The organism is Nocardia sp. NPDC058518 (assembly GCF_042719655.1).
Taxonomy (GTDB): domain Bacteria; phylum Actinomycetota; class Actinomycetes; order Mycobacteriales; family Mycobacteriaceae; genus Nocardia.
Genome location: NZ_JBHXNJ010000003.1, coordinates 424,977 through 442,108, shown reverse-complemented (window position 1 = coordinate 442,108; position 17,132 = coordinate 424,977). Strand labels below are relative to the sequence as shown.

The following is a 17,132-nucleotide window of genomic DNA, read 5'->3' as shown; positions in this document are numbered from 1 at the left end:
CTTGTGCCCGGGCCCCCCCGCCGGGGCCGGGCGGGTGGGGCGCCCCGGGTTTTGTCGCCCCCCCCACGCCGGGCCCGGGGGCCCCCGCACCGCGCATTCTGGAACGCGCAGTTAGGTTCAGTAGATCCGGGCCGGCGAGCATATGAGTGCTGCCGCCGAAAGTTTGCTCAGCCTTCTGCACGGGTCCCACAGCACGCCGTATGTGAGGAACCGCGATTCATGCTCTGAAGCTCCTGAAGCGCTGCCCCCCGCCTGTAGCGTTGACCGTCGGTCCGTCTCACTGCATCGGGTCGGCGCTGGAACACCGGGATCTTCGGCTTGATAGACCTACTGCCCGATACTCAGCTGCGGCCGTGCCAAGTATCGCCACCGTCGCGATCAAGGCGACCAACTCGCCCTGGTACTTCTGACCACTTGGCGCGGGTTCCAATTGTCCAGAACCTACCCATCAGTGCCCAATAGTACTCAGCACCAGGCTTTTTCACGAAAAGACCGTTCTCAACGATTCCCATGGATTCGCGTTGATTCCGGTCAAAAGTGTGGGTTTCTGTGGGGCGCTTTCCGAGCCCGCACCCATGGCGTGGCATGGACTCGTCGATGTTCAGGCGTGCGCTGGTGCCGCCCAGATCGGTCTTCACCCAGCCCGGTGCTATGAGCAGCAACGTGCGCGGGTCGTCGCCGTGCCGCGCGGCGAAGCTGAGCTCAGCTGGTTCAGGGCGGACTTGCTGGCCCGGTGCTCCCTGGTCGGGAAGGCCACCACGGAAGATCTGGCGGGGCGGCCGACGAGGGGCTCAAGCCGAACGGGCTCTTCGCGGTACTCGTGCTGCGGCGGTTCGCCGACCCCACCCAGCCGGTACCACCCCGAATCGCGGACCCGCGGTGAGGCTTTCGGGGACCGGCCTTCCGATCGCCAGCGGTGACATCTCGACAATCGCGCCCCGGCAGCTGCGTCGCCCGCTCGGATCGGGGTATTCCACGGAGTGAAGGGCGGTGACGCCGGGTCGCTGTGCACCGTGGCATCACGATCGTCGGTCCGCTCATCGGCTCGACTCGCACGCGGCCAGCGGGCGGGCGGCACCACACGTACACCGGTGTAACCGGATTCGGAGACTGTCATGATTGTTTTCCTCGGCCTGGTCCTGCTCATCGCCGCGGTGGTGATCGGCACGGCGGGCGTGCTGAGCAACAGCGGACCCGCCCACACGCTCAGCGACGACTTCAGCCTGCTCGGCTACCACATCACCGCAACGTCGGGCACGTTGTTCCTGTGGGCAGTCGTGCTCGGAGCCCTCGGCATGCTCGGCCTGGTCCTGCTCACCGCCGGCGCGCACCGTTCGTCGCAGCGCCTGCGTCAGACCAAGGCCGATCTTCGGCTCGCCCGTCGCACCGGCACGAGCGGGCGGACCTTCCGTCCTTCGGCCGAACCGAAGGAGAAGGGGACCGTGCTCGCGAAGACACCGCGTAGTGCGAGCGCACGCCGCACCTGGCGACATCCCTTCGGTGACCGCTCCGCCGACGCCGTGACGCACTGACCCGACCGCACGGAATCGTCATCAACACCACCGACATATTGCCTACGTGGCCAACCGCGAGACCGGTAGCGTCCACGCGATCGACATCCGTTCCCGGACACTGACAGCCACCGTGAAGCTAGAACCGGTCAGATCCGCGCGCCCTTCTCAAGATTGCATCGACGGCACAAGATTTGGAGGTTTCCGACGCTTGTTGCGCCACCTCGACTAAGTGGGATGACGTGATCGAATTCGAGGTAGTGGGCATCGCCGCATTGACAACACCGACCGCCGTCTCGTTGCCACACCTCGGATTTCACATCTGGCGGGATCGATCGGGTATCACGTTGTCCAGGAGCGAGAACCAGTCGCTTCGCGATCCGCAACGCTCCCTCCAACACCGCTGCAACATATTCAGGATCGGGGACACCGTATGTTCCACCACCGCGCGCGGTGGTCGCGGAGACGATGACGTTCCCGTACTCGCTTGTGATCGAGACGATCTTCGACCACGGCAGTTCGGTACCAGCTCCGGCGCCGATGAAGCGGAGCTTCTTGCTGGAACCGATCAGCCTGCCGCTGTTGTGCCGTGGTCCGCTGGCCAAGTACTTGATCTGTGACGCGTTGACGTCTACGTACAGCGTTTCGTCCGCTTCCAGGTGCAGGTTCGAACGCTGTATGCGAGGGAGCTCCCCGGCACGGACCTGTGTCAGCGATCGGCCTCTGAGCATGCGCTGGCGGAGCTCGTCGACACGTCGTTGGGCAACCCTCAGATCAACCGCCGCCGCAAGATCGACAACCGCACGCTCGAAGTCACCGAGCTCATCGGCTTCGATTTCGTCGTCGGCGAAGGCGAAAGCGACCACGCGTTCCAAATAGGCGACGGCAAGGGGACGCAGAGCTTCTCGACCGCTGGCATCATGAATCCGTTCGAAACGCAGAGCGACCCACAGCTCCTCCCATCCGCTACCGCGCGGTCCGGACTCTGTCAGCACCCGCCAAGCCTGGGATCGCCACGTTTCCATGAATCTGTTGACGTCGGACTCACACCACCGGCACGGAGGCGGGCTACCGAACCGGGAGATCCGCCGTTCTCTGCCACAGCGCTCGCACAACGCCGGATCCGACGGAATCAGTTGCCGGGTGTCGTCGGTCCAACCGGTGCCGTTCCACCAACGCAGCAGACCTGAGCCCGCCACCTCCGGATACCACCCCGGTTCCATCCGCGCCGGGGATGGCTGGGGTTCCGCGCCGTTGGGTGCGGGAGCTGGCGATTCTGCTGGTGACGGGTTCGCGGGTGGGTCGTCGACTTCCACACCGAATTCTTCGGCAAGTCCACGTAGCCCGTTCGCCCATCCCTGGCCGACTGCCCGAAATTTCCACGTGCCGTTTCGTCGATAGAACTCGCCGAGCACGATCGCGGCAACAGCATCGGGCTGATCGACCTCGAACGAGATCAGTGCGTCGCTCTCATCCTGGACCGTCAGCGTGAGGTCCCGGACGTCGCGGAACGACCCCTCGTCAACCGATGCCGAGACGACGATGCGGGAAACCGCTGTTTCAACAGTGGCAAGCGAGACCGTGAGAACGGCACGGCCAGTGCCGGATTCGGTCAGCGAGACCGCATCTGACGGGTGTTTTGCCGCGTTGTAGAACACGAAATCGTCGTTCGTCCGGATCTTTCCGTTCTCGGCCAGGAGGAGCGCTTGCGGATCGACGTCGGACTGTGATCCCCACGTCAGGGTCACCGCCACCGTCGATGCGGTGACCGCAGCGTTTTCACCTCTGGAGAGCTTCACGCCGTGCACACCGTTCTTGCGGCGAATTCCGTTACGCACAACGCCTTCCGGGGGCGGATGTGGCTACAGCTCAGTCAGCGTGCCCGCCGCGCTACTTCAGCAGTCGAACTCTGGAGCGTAGGGCCTCTTGAGCGATGGGTGGTGTTCCTCCCCGCCGACGAGGAACAGACGGCGATACGCGTGCTCTACCGTGGCGTGAAGATGCGTCCCGTTCATGCGGCCAGTACCCACGGACTGACGATGCCGGACATCTCGATCGGAGCAGGACATGCGCGAGACCACGCCGCATTGTGAGACCAACGGCAGCGAGTCGGAGTTGTCATTGCCCTGGGCAGTAACGGGATGCGCAGACTACGGAAGAAGCCCGTCGAGCGCGGCCTGATATTGCGGAATCAAGGTCTCGTCGATCGGGCTCGGCCCATCACGCTTGAAGCGCAGCACGATCGAGCCGTTCCTGTAAATCAGAGACGATTTCGACATGACGGTTGCGTACTTCTCCGCAGCCGCTTCGCCACCGAACTGGTACACCGAAACCGGATCAATCGCGATCATCTGTGAACACCCCAGATCAGCGCACCCAGCTACCTTGGTGCGGTCCGCGCGCCCCGTAGCAGGAAGGCCCGCAGCCTCCATCGCATCGACCACAGCGGCAGCGGTAGTGGCTGCGGGCGGGAGCGAGGATCTCACCACAGACGTCGTTGATGCCCCAGTGGACACCATCACCGAAGGAGTTACAAACACGCCGTCTTGACCGGCGCCACTGCATGCACCCAACCCAGCCGCCAAAGCTGCGATGCATCCAGCAACAGCTACGCGCCTCACAACTGTTCTCCTAGCATGGCGGGTCTTCTGAACGGTGCCCTGGTCGACGAATAGTACCGTTCTGCACAGCATTCCGACCTTGTCGAACTCGGACTCGTCGGACTCCTCGCGGAGTAATGCGTGAGGTAGGCACCGTTCGTTCCGTGACCCCGCGAGCACCCTCGCCCGCGTCTCGTCCCGTGTTCGTTCGGATCCGCTAGTGCTTGTCGGGCCGTCTCGCTAGTGTCACGCGCATGGATGCGGTGCAGGTACAGAAGAAGCTCGAACTCTCTCCCGATGAGGACTGCATCCTCACCGCGTGGCAGTACCAGATGATGCAGCGCGACATCGCCGCGTCGAAGGGCAAGCACCTTCCGTCCAAGCGCGAAATCCGTAACTCCTTTCGCGACAACGCCGTTGCGGCCATCGTGGCGCGCAACCAGGACGCCTGGTCGCCCGCTGTTGCTGAAGTCGTTCACCAGATCGCCGCGGATGGTGAGTCGCCGAATCTCGAGGCGCTCGAATCCGCTGGACCACAGATCTCCTCGGTCGTGGCGAGACGTTCACGGGCCCTGCTTCTGCTGATCGACCTGTATGGGTTCGAGCCGTGGGTGGAGGGCAAGTGGGACAAGGCTGTCCGCGCCGAAGCTCTCACCGCTGCCCATCGGTCGATGGATCAACTCCATCCCGAAGACCTCCCTGCTGTGGAAACCGCATACAAGGACGCGATCAAGAAGCTGTCCAAGGCGAGTAACTGGACCAAGTACGCGCTCCTCGCGGGTGCCGGCCTCGGACTCGGTGTCCTGACCGGTGGCCTCGCCGCACCAGCAATTGCCGGCGCGTACGGAGCGCTTGTTCTCGGCTATTCGGGCGCCGTGGCCACTTCGGCGGGCTTGGCCGCGATCGGCGGCGGTTCCATCGCTGCCGGTGGTCTCGGCATGGCCGGTGGTGCCGCGCTCATCACCGGCTTCAGCGGCGCCGCAGGTGTCGGAGCAGCCACGCTTGCCGGTAAGGCCGCCGGGTTCACGGCCGCTCGCATCGCCGCCGACGCCATCCGACTCCACGTCGTGACCCAGCTCGTGCTGCGCGATGTCGACGGCAACGAAGAGGCAGCAAAGGCTGTTATTGTCAGTCTCCGCGAGCGCGTGACAAGCCTGGGCAAGACCGTCGTGACTCTCGCTGAGCGAATCGAGATCCTTCGTGCGCAACTCGAGACAAAGCAGGCAGAGTTGAACGCCGAGAGGGATCAACGCCAGGCGGCCGAGGATCGCGTCGCTCGCTTCCGGATCGTCGCCGACCGGCTCAAGGAGCGTGTCACCGGACCTGAAAATGATGAGCTTCAGGCCTTGCTTGCCGAACTCGAGGATCTGGAGGGTGAGAAGAAGACCGTGGAGACCCTTGCCGAGGGGGTATCTGTCCTCGCTGACGACCTCGAGGAAGCAGCGTGAGCGCCACTGGCGGCAACTCCAGCGACCGGATCTCGCCGATCGATGAGGACTACATCGGCAACTTGGATGCACTCACGCGTGACCTCGAAGACATCGAATCGATTGCCGCATCAGCGCTTTCGGACAAACCGATCGACCATACGGCCACACAGCGCATCGTGAGCACCTCGACCGGCCTCACCTATACCGAACTCACTGCCCACCATCAGCAACGTCGCGAAGTCGAGGGGTGGGGCGAGGCCGACATTGCCGACATCCTCGACCCGATCGCGCTAGAGCAGCTCGATGGATGGCGGGCGGCTCAAAGGGTTCCGTGGGAACGTGGCGACCTGGTCGTCGTGGGCGTCTCCGGGCTCATCGGCGCACTCGGAAACCTCTACGACAGCCGGGTGGACGCTGCAGTGCTCAGCGGCCTGTCCTTGTTGAAGAAGACCGACCTGCTGCGCCGGTGGGAGAGGCAGACCGCCCGACTGCCCATCGATTACACCGGCCCGAAATTCGGCGGTCCGGCACACCGCGTTCGGTCCGCCGGCCACGACATCGGCCGGTTCTTCGCCGCCCTCAATCAGATCCGCACGGGAACCTTCGAAGGCACGTGGTGGGAAGACGGACAGCGGATGGTCGAAAAGGTTGCGACAACTCGCTCCGGTCTACCATTCGCACAAGCGCCCGAACGCCACCTCGCAGTCGCGCTTCTGTTGAAACACTGGGCGGCAGATTTTGTCACCCCGATGAACTTGCCGCTGCCGGGTTGGACACTTCTGAGCGAGATGCCGAACCCCGCCTTGCGGAAGTTCGCCAATGACGCTTACGCCGGGACGAACTCCGGCGACGGGTTGAATCTTCGCTCCGGAATACTGACCCCGGGTCTAGGGATGCTCGCGACCGAGGTCGTCATCCGAACCCACACCCACCTCGGTGCCTACCGTTCCACCGGCACTGCACGGCTGGCGACTTCCGCAGCGGCTAAACACACGGAGATGCTGCTCGCCGCGCACGCCGCAGCCGGAGCGATCAGCGTGTCGAAGACCACCGCAGCGGCGATTGCTGGTGAAACCGTCGTCGCCGCTCGACATCTCAACATTCCTGTTCTCATGCGGATCGGCATGCTCGCGCTGAAGGTCCGCTCCGATGCCGCGGCCCGTGCAGAAGCTGGAGCACCGTCGTGGGAACAGTTGCTCGCTGACGAAGCGGCGACTTGGACCCTGCCAGAGGCGCTCACCATCGCAGACCTAGTGACGAGCTCTGTCGGCCCATCGTCCGCCGATGAAGCGGTAGTTGGACGGTGACGAGGACCAGGAGCTCCCAGCCCCTCCGCAGCGTGCAGCTGATACAACTGAAACCCCGCACCGAGAAGGTCAGGGGTTCGATTCCCCTTAGCTCCACAGCCTGACTCATTTTCCCTACTAAGTCACCACTAATTCAATCGACGGCTGTCGAGCATCTCATCTCCTTGACAAGCTTCAGCAGTGCCGCGAGTGAGAGTTGGAAGATAATTGCGGAGTTGGCCCAGATTTCAGAGTATCGGCGCTGATCAAAGTGAATGAGAATCTAGGTATCTCGCTGAGAAAGTGCTGGTCGGAAAGTGTCGTCCCCACACGCGTGGGGGTGAGCCCGCGTGGGCCGAGGCGGTCCAAGTTCTGCGCACGTCGTCCCCACACGCGTGGGGTGAGCCGACCGTCGACTCGCAGGCGCTGTCCGTCATCGCGTCGTCCCCACATACGCGGGGGTAAGCCCGGCAAGGGCGTAGTGGTTCGCGCGATGGAGCGGATTTCCCCACCCACATGTGGGTGAGCCCGAGGGACTGTGTGGCCTGGCGGGCCCGGTGATGTTGTCCCTAAAGGTACGAGCGTGAGCCCGGGACTAACTGGTCGAAGTCGGGTTCATCCCGTCGCACCCGCAGACAGGGGGAGCCTTCCAATTAGCAGGGTGGTTGTGCTGGTGAATTCTGACGTCGTCTATCGGTGAATCCGGACGTCGCGAGGTGGCGGATCTTGCCGATGCGATCGGCGAATTCTGACGTCACACAGGACTGAGGCCGTGGACTCGAATGCGGCGCGACCTGCTCTACGCCCACGAAGGGTGTGCGATCAGTGCTGGGTCGAGTCCACCCGGTCACCCTCGGCACCCAAGACGAGGTCGAGAAGATGGTCTAGGAGTCCGATCGCGGTCTGTGTGGTGCCGAAGCCTTGGAGCATTCCATGGGCGAGGCCGCCGGTTGCCATCGCGATGACCTCCGCGTCGCGCTCGGGATCGCCGGGAGCCGACGTGTCGTGGGACTGGTCCCGTCGGAGTTGGTCAGCGACGATCGCAATCAAAGCCCGGGGTGCAGCGAACGTTTCTTCGGCGGTGATGCCCTGGCCGCAGATCGCCGCCCAGGCGAACGCTCCGAGCACGATGGTTTCCGCACGGCGCTGGTCATCGAGGGGAAGCAGTTCAGTCAACACCGCTCGGACGGTTTCCCGGGGCGTGGCTTCCGCGCCGAGCGCGGTCCATCGTTTCGTGAACCGGGCGCCGGCGTCTTCCATCACCGAGCGATGGGTGGCCAGCAGAAAGTCCTTCTTGGTGCCGAAGTAGTACTGCACGACCCTCACTGAGAATCCGGCTTCAGCGGCGACGGTCTGAAAGGTCACCGCGTCAAGCCCACCGGCGACGATCACGCGCCGCACAGCATCGGTGATCTCCCGTCGCCGCAGTTCATGGTCGACCAGTCGTGGCATTAGTGCGGTCACCTCGCTCTTGTTAGTCATCGTGGACTCATCAGCCTAGACGGTATACCCATACCGCCTTAAGGGGTACGCTCATACCGATTAAGACGGTATGGTCATACCGTAAAATGATGAAAGGGAGGGAACGATGCCGAAGATCGGGCGATTCACCAGCGAGGAAGCGAAGGCGGCTTTCCTGAGCGTCTACGACTCCATGGCGGCGAAGTGGCCGGTGCCATCGACCACTGTCGATGTCGAGACGTCGTTCGGGACGACACGTGTACGCAAATCCGGGATCGGGGAAGGCGCGCCGATCGTGCTGCTGCCGGGCATCGGCGGCAATGGCCTTGTGTGGTCGCGGTTCATCCAGGATCTGGCACGGAACCACGTCGTGTACACCCCCGACGTCATGGGGTGGGCGGGGCGGTGTGTGCAGACAGCACCGTTGCGCGACGCGGAAGATATCGCGAAGTGGATGGGCGAGGTGATCGTCGGCCTCGGCGAGGATCGTGTCCATCTGGCCGGAAATTCCCTGGGCGCCTGGCTGGCGGGTGCGATCGGGGTGTATCGCTCCGAGCGTTTGGCGAGTCTGACCTTGTTGGAACCGAGCGCGGCAACATTCGCCAAACCGCGCTGGAGTCTGCTGTTCAAATTCATCATGGCGGGCATGCGACCGACTCCCGAGAAGATGCGGAAGCTCAACAAGTGGTTGATGCCTGGTTACGAGCCCACCGATGAGGAGTTCGCGGGCGCCATGGCGACCATGAAGTTCCGTATGGCGACGCCATGGGACCGACCGTTCACCGATGATCAGCTGGCGGCCATCACCGTCCCGACCCTGGTTCTCTTTGGCGCGGAGACCGTCGTCAGCGATCCAGAGCTCGGAGCGGCCCGCGCCCGTAACCACATCCCGCAGGCTGAGGTTCAGATCTATCCCGGTATCGGACACGATCTGTTGTGGGCAAATCCGCACCAGGTGGTACCACGGTTCCTGAGCTTTGCCGACAGCCATGATCCTGTCCGAGCGAACCGCTCTCGATAGATTGGTGGGCGTGTGAGGTGGTGTACGCCTCACACGCTGTCATGGTGGAGCGAGGAAGCGTTTGCTCCACTGTCGGCGATCGTGCGGCTCGTGTCGAACGTTTCCGAGCAGCACCGAACCCGAATCCGGCTTCTCGCCAACAGATATCGAGCTCCCAAGACGCCAACTGCCGCGGCAAGGTCTGGCGTCTGGCACATTTCCGATGACAGCGGCCAACCTTCAATAACATGACAACGGTCGGGTGATTTCTGGGTGTTGACCTGGGAACTATCGGCGAATATTGACGTCACCCAGCGGCAACAGCCCTGGCTTGAGCGGTGCGGGCAAGCCGGTAGGAGTCGGTGCCGGTTTCGATGATGTGACCGCCGAAGGTGAGCCGATCCACGATCGCGGCGCAAAGTCTTGGATCGGTGAAGGTTTGGTCCAGCCGGAGAACGACTCGTTGGAGGCGATCGCGACGGAGTTCTTCTCCTCGCGTTCGGTCAGCACCTGGAACAGCAGTTCCGCGCCGCAGCGGTCGAGTTCCATGTAGCCGAGCTCGTCGATGTCGTCGCTGATCAATGGTGCTGTGTCGACGAAACATGTTGCACTGCAACCAGACTTGTCGCAACATCCGAAAGAACCTGGTAGGCGCTATCAGTGCTCGATGATATCCGCCGACCGAGATTCCCACTCCGACATCGATTTCGGGATCCCTGGTTAACCTCGAACACACATCTTTGCTCGGCCTCGTGACGAATCTATCTGTGTTTTTGTTTGTAGCGGCAGGGGCGGTATCGATGCCCGGAAAGCAAGCCGCGTCGTCGGCCACCGTGGTCCCAGCAGCGACGACCTGATCGGGTCGTGATCCTGCGGAGACCAGCGGACCGCACTACACCTAACCGCACGTAGACACGTTCGTGTGCAGCATCTTTGAGGAGATCTCGTTGATGTCCCAGCTCTGGCACCAGATGCACAATCCCTTGCTGTATGCCATTCCGGTGTTCTTGATGTTCGTCATCATCGAAGCGGTGATTCTGCGGGTCCACGATTACGGCGAGGTGACCGGATACGAAGTCACCGATGTGCGTACCAACATCAGCATGGGGGCTGTGTCGCTGGTGTCGTTGTTCCTGCTCGAGCTCGTCACGCTGGTGGTATTCGTTTTCCTGTGGACCTATCTGGCGCCCTGGCATATTCGGGCCGATGCGTGGTGGAGTTGGTTGCTGCTGATTGTGGCAGTCGATTTCGCCTGGTACTGCAACCACCGGTTTGCGCACCGGGTGCGTATCGGATGGGCCGGCCACCAAGCCCATCATTCCAGCGAACACTTCAACCTCAGCATCGCCCTCCGGCAGAAATGGAACCCGTGGTCGGAGGGTCTGTTCTGGATCCCACTGCCGCTGTTGGGCTTCGAGCCGTGGATGATCTATCCAGCGTTCTCTATCAACCTGATTTACCAGTTCTTCACTCACACCGAGGTCGTCGACAAGCTGCCCTGGGCAGTGGAATTCGTATTCAACACCCCCTCTCACCACCGCGTCCACCACGCCAGCAACCAGCAGTACCTCGACAAGAATTACGGTGGGATACTGATCCTTTGGGACCGCATGTTCGGCACCTTCCAAACCGAGCTGTACCGGCCCACCTACGGGCTCACCACCCCGGTAAACACCCACGATCTGCTCGTACTCGAGTATCACGAGTACGGCAACATCATCAGTGACGTCCGCAGCGCACGAGGTCTGCGCAGCAAGCTGGGTTACGTCTTCTGCCCACCCGGCTGGCGGCCCGAATAGTCCCGTGAGAAGGCACTGGGTACGCCGGACCACGGAATGAGCAGCCTCAGTCGACCCGCAGGCGGCGCCGTAACTACACGGCATGAGTGGATCGGTCCAGAGCCGGATCGGGGCCGACATGCTGGCAGTGATGAGTCCTTCGCGGTGGCCGGACGACGCCGTGCCTTCGAACTGGCCCATCACCCGTATCAACGAGACCGTGAAGACCACCTCGAGCACGAACTTCGCGCCGACCGGTGGCAACAACGCGGTGAGCGCCAGGCGCGCTATCTGCTCGCTGTCGACAGCTGGGTCCAGTTCGACGATCTTTCGGCGGATCCGTTTCCACGGCAGACGCCCCACTCCGGCCTCGAATCGGCGGATGAGGTACCTCGGCCCGCGAGCGCTTGCGCGTCGTCGAGCGCGACGTGGAGCGAGGACCACCACGAAGGGGTCGGCTCGGTCAGCGGAGTATCGGAGACTTCGCGTCCGTGCGGTTCGATGCCGCGAAAGTCACAACTAGTCACCGGATCTCGCGACGTGGGACGAATAATCGTGTCCGTTAGATACGTTAGGGGCGCAGTCGAATCCATGGAGTGTGCTGATGGTATGGGTGACACGACACCACTACTACCTTCGCAGTAGCAGGTCGGTGTTTCGAAGGTTGGGTCACGGCACAATGCTCGTCCTGTACTTCGTCGGCGACGCCAGCGCCGGTTATCAGGCATTTGGCAGCTCGTGGATCCTGGATGACGGACCGTGGCAAGGCGGCACCGAGGTCCGCGGTGACCCCGAGGAGGTCATCCGGTGGACCGATGCCCAGCGGGTTGCGGAGGCCGCGCTCCGTGACGCCGAGGCGCAACTCTTCCACGAATCCGGTTTGGTGGAGGTCAATCACGAGGGCATGCGGTGGCTGAGCCGGGAAGCCGGCTGGAGGGCATTTGGGCGCTGGCTGCGCGAGCTCGCGTCACGGCGGGCGTATGCGAACTACCGGCTGCGGAACCTGCACATTCGCGAGGTGTACCAGCCGGTTCTAGAAGAGATCGACGCGCGGGTGCGTGAGGCCGAGCAGCAGGCACGCAAGCAGCGGGAGCAGATACACAACCTGGCCGCACGAGCCAGGTGGGGCTACACGGTCGACCGGGACGCTGGCGTGGTCCATATCTTTCGCAAGGCCGACGCCAACTTGGGTACTACGGAGCTCCTGGACAAGCTCCTCGAGGTCCGCCGCAACACCGGAGTGTCCGAGCTGCGCTGGGATGACGAGTCCCGGGCAGGGATCGCGCGCGACAGCGGCGTCGACTTCGAAACCTGGTGGCGCGCAGTCACGCCGTACACTTGGGGCGGTTCACACGCTATCCCGCAGACCGAACTCGACCAGCGCGGGCGGACCGTGCACGTTAGCGCTCACACCAGCTTCGGTAGCTTCGGCGGAATTCACTAGTTGTGCTGTCCCGTGAGGTTGGTGCCACCGTCTGCGCGACGGTCGCCGCTTCCAGGTCGGTCGTTTCCGTAGCGTCTCGATCCGGCCGAAGCGCCGAGCCGGGTACTTCAAGCCGGTCAGGCTCGGCACGGGGTGCTGGCGTCGGCACGAACTGAGGAAAAACACTATCGCCGCGGGTCGAGGTTCTGATGGAATCTAGCGGCCGACCAATCGCACAGTCAGGGCGGCGCTTTCGATTTGGCCTCGCATTGGAGAACCTCACGATGGTAACGCGATCCACCTGGCCTATGGCGCTCGGCGACATCGTGTACGAAGAGCTACCGAAGGCTCTGACGGATACTGCTCGTGTTCACGCCCATCGTGCGATCGACAATATCGGGTCGACGGAGTCACTTGACCTGCTCGACCAGGCTGTCTCGATTGGGGTGTCGGCCGAGCTCTTGCTCAAGGCAACGCTGGCCTCGGTCGACTTCGGCCTTCTTCGAGATCGAAACGCCGACCATAAGACCACGTTGACGCTGGCCGGTAAGCCCCTGGATCCCACATCGCCTTTGCCGGAGTTGAAGTCGGTCGGCGCTCGGGAGGCGTACCGGCTACTGAAGCAGGACCTTGCACCAAAGCTCACTGTGTCGAGTCTCAAGTCGGCCAAACCTGACCTCCTGGACCGGCTACTGGCGGTTCGAGATTCGGCGGTGCACATGGGTTTTGCTTGCCAGGAGGCCAACGAGAGCGCACTGGCTGATCTAGTCGGTGTAATTGAGATGCTGTTGAAGATCAGAGTAGAGCTCGGACAAGCCAGCGACTGGGAGTCCTTCTGGACCGACAAATATCGCGAGCGGGCTGATGGAATCCTGCTCTCGCGTCATGCGGAGATCGCGACCGCGTACGAGCGGACGCTGTCGGTGGCGAAGAAGACCTTCGCGACCCGCTGGCGGTCGCCTGGCAGTGCTGACGCCATTCACCTCCTTGAGCAGATGGAACCATTCGCTCTGATAGTCGAACGTGATCAGACCACCAGGCCACATACTTGTCCGGCGTGTGGCAGCAAGGGCAGGGCCCTCTACGACATCTCCAGGGGGCCGGTACAGATCGACGACAGCGACCGACCGCATTCGGTGGCCTACTTCGTTGAAACTTTTGGGCTTCCCAACGCCTTCCATTGCGCTATCTGTGATCTGTGGTTGGACAGCCCTGAGGATCTTGAGCTGGCGGCGGTGAATGACATCGACCTCGGCGAGGCGGACGCCGAGTACTGGGAAGTCGATGCGTTCGAGGGTCCAGATGATGACCGTCTCCCGGGATGGGAGGACTGATCGGGGTGGGAACGTCATCGTGCGGCGACCGGCACCACGAGGCAAGGCGCGCAGGGGCGATGGGGAGCAGCGGCGGCCGAAGTTGCCGTAACGCGTTCACACACCGGCGGGCAAACCCGGCAGCTCTACATCTCGCCCATCGACCACTTCGACCACAAGGGGAGGGGGCATGGGTGTACCGGTGGCCCAGGATGTTGCGGTGCCGCAGCACAGGTGCGCCAGGACGCTGTTCTAGGCCGACTAAATGCCGAGGGGTAGAGGCTGTTATTCGACGGCAGTGGGACTTTCGGAGTCGCGGATGGAGAGTTCGGCGGCTGCGAGGGTGGCGATGATGTGATCGGCGGCCGTTCGAGTCGCTGGATCTGTGTCGACGTTCCAGGTGTGGCGCAATTCGCGCAGTTGTTCGAGCAGGGAAACCAGGGTCAATAAACGTCAGGGGCTGGTCTCCAAGCAGCTGTCAGACCTGGAAAGCTGCTACGTCTCGTTCGACGCCGAACAGGGGATGTTCGAAGTGAACGCCGGGCATAGGTGCGCTACCGCCACTGGTCCCGGTTCTATTGCCCTCGGTCGTCCTGATGGTCTGGCTGGCATCGGTCTGCGGGACCAGGCCAGGATCGAGGAGGATTTCCCAGTCGCCGGGACTGTATCGGTCAATTGTCCAATTTGCTGTGTGCCGGTGCCGCACGGCAAGTACGGTGCCGCGCATGTCTCGCACTCACCGCATACTCGCGGCCGCAGTCCTGGCCGCTGTCCCGTTCATCGCGGCAGCGCCCTCGCTGGCCGCTCCGGTCGTGAACAAGGTCGTGGTCATCGGTATCGATGGCACACTGTGGAGTGAGGTGTCGGCGGCCGATGCCCCCAACCTCGACCGCTTGGCCGCGGAGGGCACGCTGGCACGAACCTCCATCGCCCCGCACACCACCATGTCGTGTGTCTCCTGGGCGACGGCGCTGACCGGCGTATGGGACAGCAAGCACGGGATCCAGGACAATGGATCCACCTGCAACGCAGGACCTTTCGCGCAGTATCCGACGGTGTTCACCCAGGTGGAGCGGGCGCGGCCGGCATTGTCGACGGCCTCCATCGGGACCTGGGACAAGATCGGCATGATCGCGCGCACCGGCAGCCCGCAGGCCGACCGGGTGGCCGTCACACAGATCGACCCCACCGGTGCGGGGGTTTGTGAGTCCACCGCGGATTCCGATGCCACCGCGCAGGTCGTCTCGGCCATCACCGAGGACGGGTCCGATCTGCTGTTCACCCACCTCGACCAGGTGGACATCGTCGGGCACACGTTGCGCGGAGTCTGGCCGCAGGCGTATCGCGATGCCATCGGCCGGGTGGACGACTTGGTCGGGCAGATCACCGCCGCGGTGGACGCGCGGGCGGCATCGCATTCGAACGAGCGGTGGACGATTCTGGTCACCACCGACCATGGGCACAAGCCGGATGGCGGGCACGGCGGGCAGAGCGCCTATGAGACGGCCAGTTTCGTGGTGGCGCGCGGACCGGGGTTCGCGGCGGGCGCGCAAAACAATGGGTACACACTCGCCGACATCACACCGACCGTGCTGGCTCTGCTCGATGTCCCGGCTCCGGCGAATCTCGACGGCGAGTCGATGTTGGCGGGCGGCTCGGGCAACCCGGCGGCACCGGTGCCGAATACGCCCCCTGTCGATTCCGGGATCACGGGTTCGTCGTCGGGATCGGCGCAGGCGGCCATGGTCAACAATCCGTTGTGCGTCCTGGGGAGTGGATCGGCGAGCGGTTCGTCCGAGAGATGATGCGTTGATATCGAGATCTGAAATCGTATGCGGTGCAGCTGTATTTGCTCGACTCAGACGGACCGCATTCTGCGAAACCCGACCATGAGCGGCGGGTGGGATGCGAACCTCGGTAGGTAAACCCAAGGTCCGCACCAGTGCCCTCACCCTGGAGAAGCTGATGTCCGGGCATGCCCTCGCCGGGCTGTTCATCGGCGGCGCGGCCGGCACGCTCGTCGGCGGTCTCATCGCTGAGATCGTTAGCTGATCGGCGCGACGTCTGTCGGCCGGATCCGACGTGATCCCTGAGTGCTCAGCGTTCGGCCTCGACCTCGGCGAGGCGGCGCGCCAGGAAACGGCGGGTCTGATCGTTGGTGACCATCGTCAATGCGGCCCGGTAGTGCTCGGCCGCCTCGCGCGGGCGGCCCGCGCGGCGCAGCAGGTCGGCGCGGGTGGCGCTGACCAGGTGTGTGCCGACCAGGCGCGGGTCGGCCGCGACTTCGTCGAGAGCCGCGAGTCCGGCGGGGAAGCCGTGTGCGAAACCGACGGCCACGGCGCGGTTCACACGGACGACGGGAGACTCGATGTACGCGAGTAGTTCGTCGTAGCCGGAAAGTACTGCGTTCCAATCTGTTTCGGACCAGCTCGGGGCGCTCGCATGTGCGGCGGCGATGCGCGCCTGCGCGAGGTATGGTCCGGCGCCGTCGGCGGCCGAGTCCAGGCAGGACAAACCGGCGGCGATGGCCGCGTGGTTCCATCGTGTGCGGTCCTGGTCTTCCAGGGGGACCAATTCCTCTTCATCCGAACGCCGTTGGGCGCGCCTGCTGTCCTGCAACAGCAGCAGCGCGAGCAGCGCTCGTGCCTCCGTTTCATCGGGCAGTAGCCCACATACCAGTCGACCGAGCCGGATTGCTTCGTCGCACAGTTCGTCACGGACGGCGGTGGGACCCGATGTCGCCGAATACCCTTCGGTGAACATCAGATACACGCATGCCAGCACCACCGGTACACGGTCGGGGAGCAGGTGCGGTGGCGGTACCCGCAGCGGGATACCGGCGTGGCGGATCTTGGCCTTCGCTCGGGAGAGTCGTTGCGCGACAGTGTGTTCCGGTTGCAGGAACAGGCGGGCGATCTCGGCGGTGTGCAGACCGCACACCAGGCGCAGCGTCAACGCCACCTGTGATGGTGGCGAGAGCGCCGGGTGGCAGCAGGTGAAGATCATCCGCAGCTGGTCGTCGGTCACGGGTGACACCTCGACCTCCTCGACCGGTGCGCGCAGCAGCGCCGCGCCGTGTTCCTTGTCCGCCCTCGCCGATTCGCGCCTCAGCCGGTCGAGCGCGCGATGCCGGGCGGCGGTGGTGATCCACGCGCCCGGATTGGCAGGCCACCCGCGCTCGGGCCAGGTGCGCACCGCGTCGGCGAACGCCTCCTGCACCGCGTCCTCGGCGAGTCCGATATCCCCGGTCAACGCGGCCACCGTCGCGACGGCCCGGCCGAATTCTGCACGGTAGACCGCATCGATCGGCACGGCCGGGCCGATGTGCAC

At 63.6% G+C, this 17,132-nt stretch carries 15 protein-coding genes and 1 pseudogene; 9 read left to right on the top strand and 7 right to left on the bottom strand.

What is annotated here, in order from left to right; translation table 11 throughout:
• Nucleotides 1–341: 341 nt before the first annotated feature.
• A complete protein-coding gene (locus ACFWPX_RS09050; protein WP_378926961.1) occupies nt 342–638 on the bottom strand; it encodes a hypothetical protein in 297 nt (98 codons plus the stop codon).
• A 477-nt stretch (nt 639–1,115) separates the two neighbouring features.
• Here ACFWPX_RS09050 and ACFWPX_RS09045 point away from each other — a divergent pair, with 477 nt between their 5' ends.
• Complete coding sequence (locus ACFWPX_RS09045) at nt 1,116–1,532, top strand: hypothetical protein (RefSeq protein WP_378759450.1); 417 nt, start codon at nt 1,116–1,118, stop codon at nt 1,530–1,532.
• Nucleotides 1,533–1,660: 128 nt separating this feature from the next.
• Here ACFWPX_RS09045 and ACFWPX_RS09040 read toward each other — a convergent pair whose 3' ends face one another.
• Nucleotides 1,661–3,349, bottom strand: a complete 1,689-nt coding sequence (locus ACFWPX_RS09040; protein ID WP_378926959.1) for a TerD family protein — start codon at nt 3,347–3,349, stop codon at nt 1,661–1,663.
• 312 nt (nt 3,350–3,661) lie between these two features.
• Nucleotides 3,662–3,862 (bottom strand): hypothetical protein, encoded by a 201-nt coding sequence (locus ACFWPX_RS09035; protein ID WP_378917029.1) that lies wholly within the window; start codon nt 3,860–3,862, stop codon nt 3,662–3,664.
• A gap of 503 nt (nt 3,863–4,365) precedes the next feature.
• On the opposite strand from ACFWPX_RS09035, the gene ACFWPX_RS09030 reads away from it, so the two are divergent.
• On the top strand, nt 4,366–5,559 hold the full coding sequence (locus ACFWPX_RS09030) for a hypothetical protein (RefSeq protein ID WP_378926958.1): 1,194 nt from the start codon (nt 4,366–4,368) through the stop codon (nt 5,557–5,559).
• A complete protein-coding gene (locus tag ACFWPX_RS09025; protein ID WP_378926957.1) occupies nt 5,556–6,848 on the top strand; it encodes a hypothetical protein in 1,293 nt (430 codons plus the stop codon). The genes ACFWPX_RS09030 and ACFWPX_RS09025 overlap by 4 nt, the downstream gene beginning before the upstream one ends.
• Nucleotides 6,849–7,649: 801 nt before the next feature.
• Here the strand turns inward: ACFWPX_RS09025 and ACFWPX_RS09020 are convergent.
• Nucleotides 7,650–8,279 carry a TetR/AcrR family transcriptional regulator gene (locus ACFWPX_RS09020; protein ID WP_378926956.1) on the bottom strand — a complete coding sequence of 210 codons (630 nt, stop codon included), beginning with the start codon at nt 8,277–8,279 and terminating at the stop codon, nt 7,650–7,652.
• Nucleotides 8,280–8,415: 136 nt separating this feature from the next.
• Between ACFWPX_RS09020 and ACFWPX_RS09015 the strand changes: the two genes are divergently transcribed.
• Nucleotides 8,416–9,309: an alpha/beta fold hydrolase gene (locus ACFWPX_RS09015; protein WP_378926954.1), complete on the top strand. Its 894-nt coding sequence runs from the start codon at nt 8,416–8,418 to the stop codon at nt 9,307–9,309.
• Nucleotides 9,310–9,595: 286 nt separating this feature from the next.
• Here the strand turns inward: ACFWPX_RS09015 and ACFWPX_RS09010 are convergent.
• Nucleotides 9,596–9,855, bottom strand: a pseudogene (locus ACFWPX_RS09010) (ATP-binding protein); the annotation flags it as partial.
• Between the two features lie 383 nt (nt 9,856–10,238).
• Between ACFWPX_RS09010 and ACFWPX_RS09005 the strand changes: the two are divergent.
• The 3 genes from ACFWPX_RS09005 to ACFWPX_RS08995 all read left to right on the top strand — a co-directional run bounded on the left by ACFWPX_RS09005 (nt 10,239) and on the right by ACFWPX_RS08995 (nt 13,823).
• Nucleotides 10,239–11,087, top strand: a complete 849-nt coding sequence (locus ACFWPX_RS09005; protein ID WP_378920988.1) for a sterol desaturase family protein — start codon at nt 10,239–10,241, stop codon at nt 11,085–11,087.
• A gap of 658 nt (nt 11,088–11,745) precedes the next feature.
• Nucleotides 11,746–12,510 (top strand): hypothetical protein, encoded by a 765-nt coding sequence (locus ACFWPX_RS09000; protein ID WP_378920986.1) that lies wholly within the window; start codon nt 11,746–11,748, stop codon nt 12,508–12,510.
• Between the two features lie 287 nt (nt 12,511–12,797).
• A complete protein-coding gene (locus tag ACFWPX_RS08995) occupies nt 12,798–13,823 on the top strand; it encodes a hypothetical protein (protein ID WP_378920984.1) in 1,026 nt (341 codons plus the stop codon).
• Nucleotides 13,824–14,087: 264 nt separating this feature from the next.
• On the opposite strand, the gene ACFWPX_RS08990 is transcribed toward ACFWPX_RS08995, so the two are convergent.
• A complete protein-coding gene (locus ACFWPX_RS08990; RefSeq protein ID WP_378926952.1) occupies nt 14,088–14,249 on the bottom strand; it encodes a hypothetical protein in 162 nt (53 codons plus the stop codon).
• Between the two features lie 278 nt (nt 14,250–14,527).
• Here ACFWPX_RS08990 and ACFWPX_RS08985 point away from each other — a divergent pair, with 278 nt between their 5' ends.
• A complete protein-coding gene (locus tag ACFWPX_RS08985; RefSeq protein ID WP_378926950.1) occupies nt 14,528–15,607 on the top strand; it encodes an alkaline phosphatase family protein in 1,080 nt (359 codons plus the stop codon).
• Between the two features lie 100 nt (nt 15,608–15,707).
• A complete protein-coding gene (locus ACFWPX_RS08980) occupies nt 15,708–15,854 on the top strand; it encodes a hypothetical protein (protein ID WP_378926949.1) in 147 nt (48 codons plus the stop codon).
• Between the two features lie 45 nt (nt 15,855–15,899).
• Here ACFWPX_RS08980 and ACFWPX_RS08975 read toward each other — a convergent pair whose 3' ends face one another.
• Nucleotides 15,900–17,132, bottom strand: a complete 1,233-nt coding sequence (locus ACFWPX_RS08975) for an RNA polymerase sigma factor (RefSeq protein ID WP_378920978.1) — start codon at nt 17,130–17,132, stop codon at nt 15,900–15,902.

Coding starts and splice junctions, on each gene's coding strand:
- ACFWPX_RS09045 (WP_378759450.1), top strand. CDS start 1,116: ATGATTGTTTTCCTCGGCCTGGTCCTGCTCATCGCCGCGGTGGTGATC.
- ACFWPX_RS09035 (WP_378917029.1), bottom strand. CDS start 3,862: ATGATCGCGATTGATCCGGTTTCGGTGTACCAGTTCGGTGGCGAAGCG.
- ACFWPX_RS09030 (WP_378926958.1), top strand. CDS start 4,366: ATGGATGCGGTGCAGGTACAGAAGAAGCTCGAACTCTCTCCCGATGAG.
- ACFWPX_RS09020 (WP_378926956.1), bottom strand. CDS start 8,279: ATGCCACGACTGGTCGACCATGAACTGCGGCGACGGGAGATCACCGAT.
- ACFWPX_RS09015 (WP_378926954.1), top strand. CDS start 8,416: ATGCCGAAGATCGGGCGATTCACCAGCGAGGAAGCGAAGGCGGCTTTC.
- ACFWPX_RS09005 (WP_378920988.1), top strand. CDS start 10,239: ATGTCCCAGCTCTGGCACCAGATGCACAATCCCTTGCTGTATGCCATT.
- ACFWPX_RS09000 (WP_378920986.1), top strand. CDS start 11,746: ATGCTCGTCCTGTACTTCGTCGGCGACGCCAGCGCCGGTTATCAGGCA.
- ACFWPX_RS08995 (WP_378920984.1), top strand. CDS start 12,798: ATGGCGCTCGGCGACATCGTGTACGAAGAGCTACCGAAGGCTCTGACG.
- ACFWPX_RS08985 (WP_378926950.1), top strand. CDS start 14,528: ATGTCTCGCACTCACCGCATACTCGCGGCCGCAGTCCTGGCCGCTGTC.
- ACFWPX_RS08980 (WP_378926949.1), top strand. CDS start 15,708: ATGCGAACCTCGGTAGGTAAACCCAAGGTCCGCACCAGTGCCCTCACC.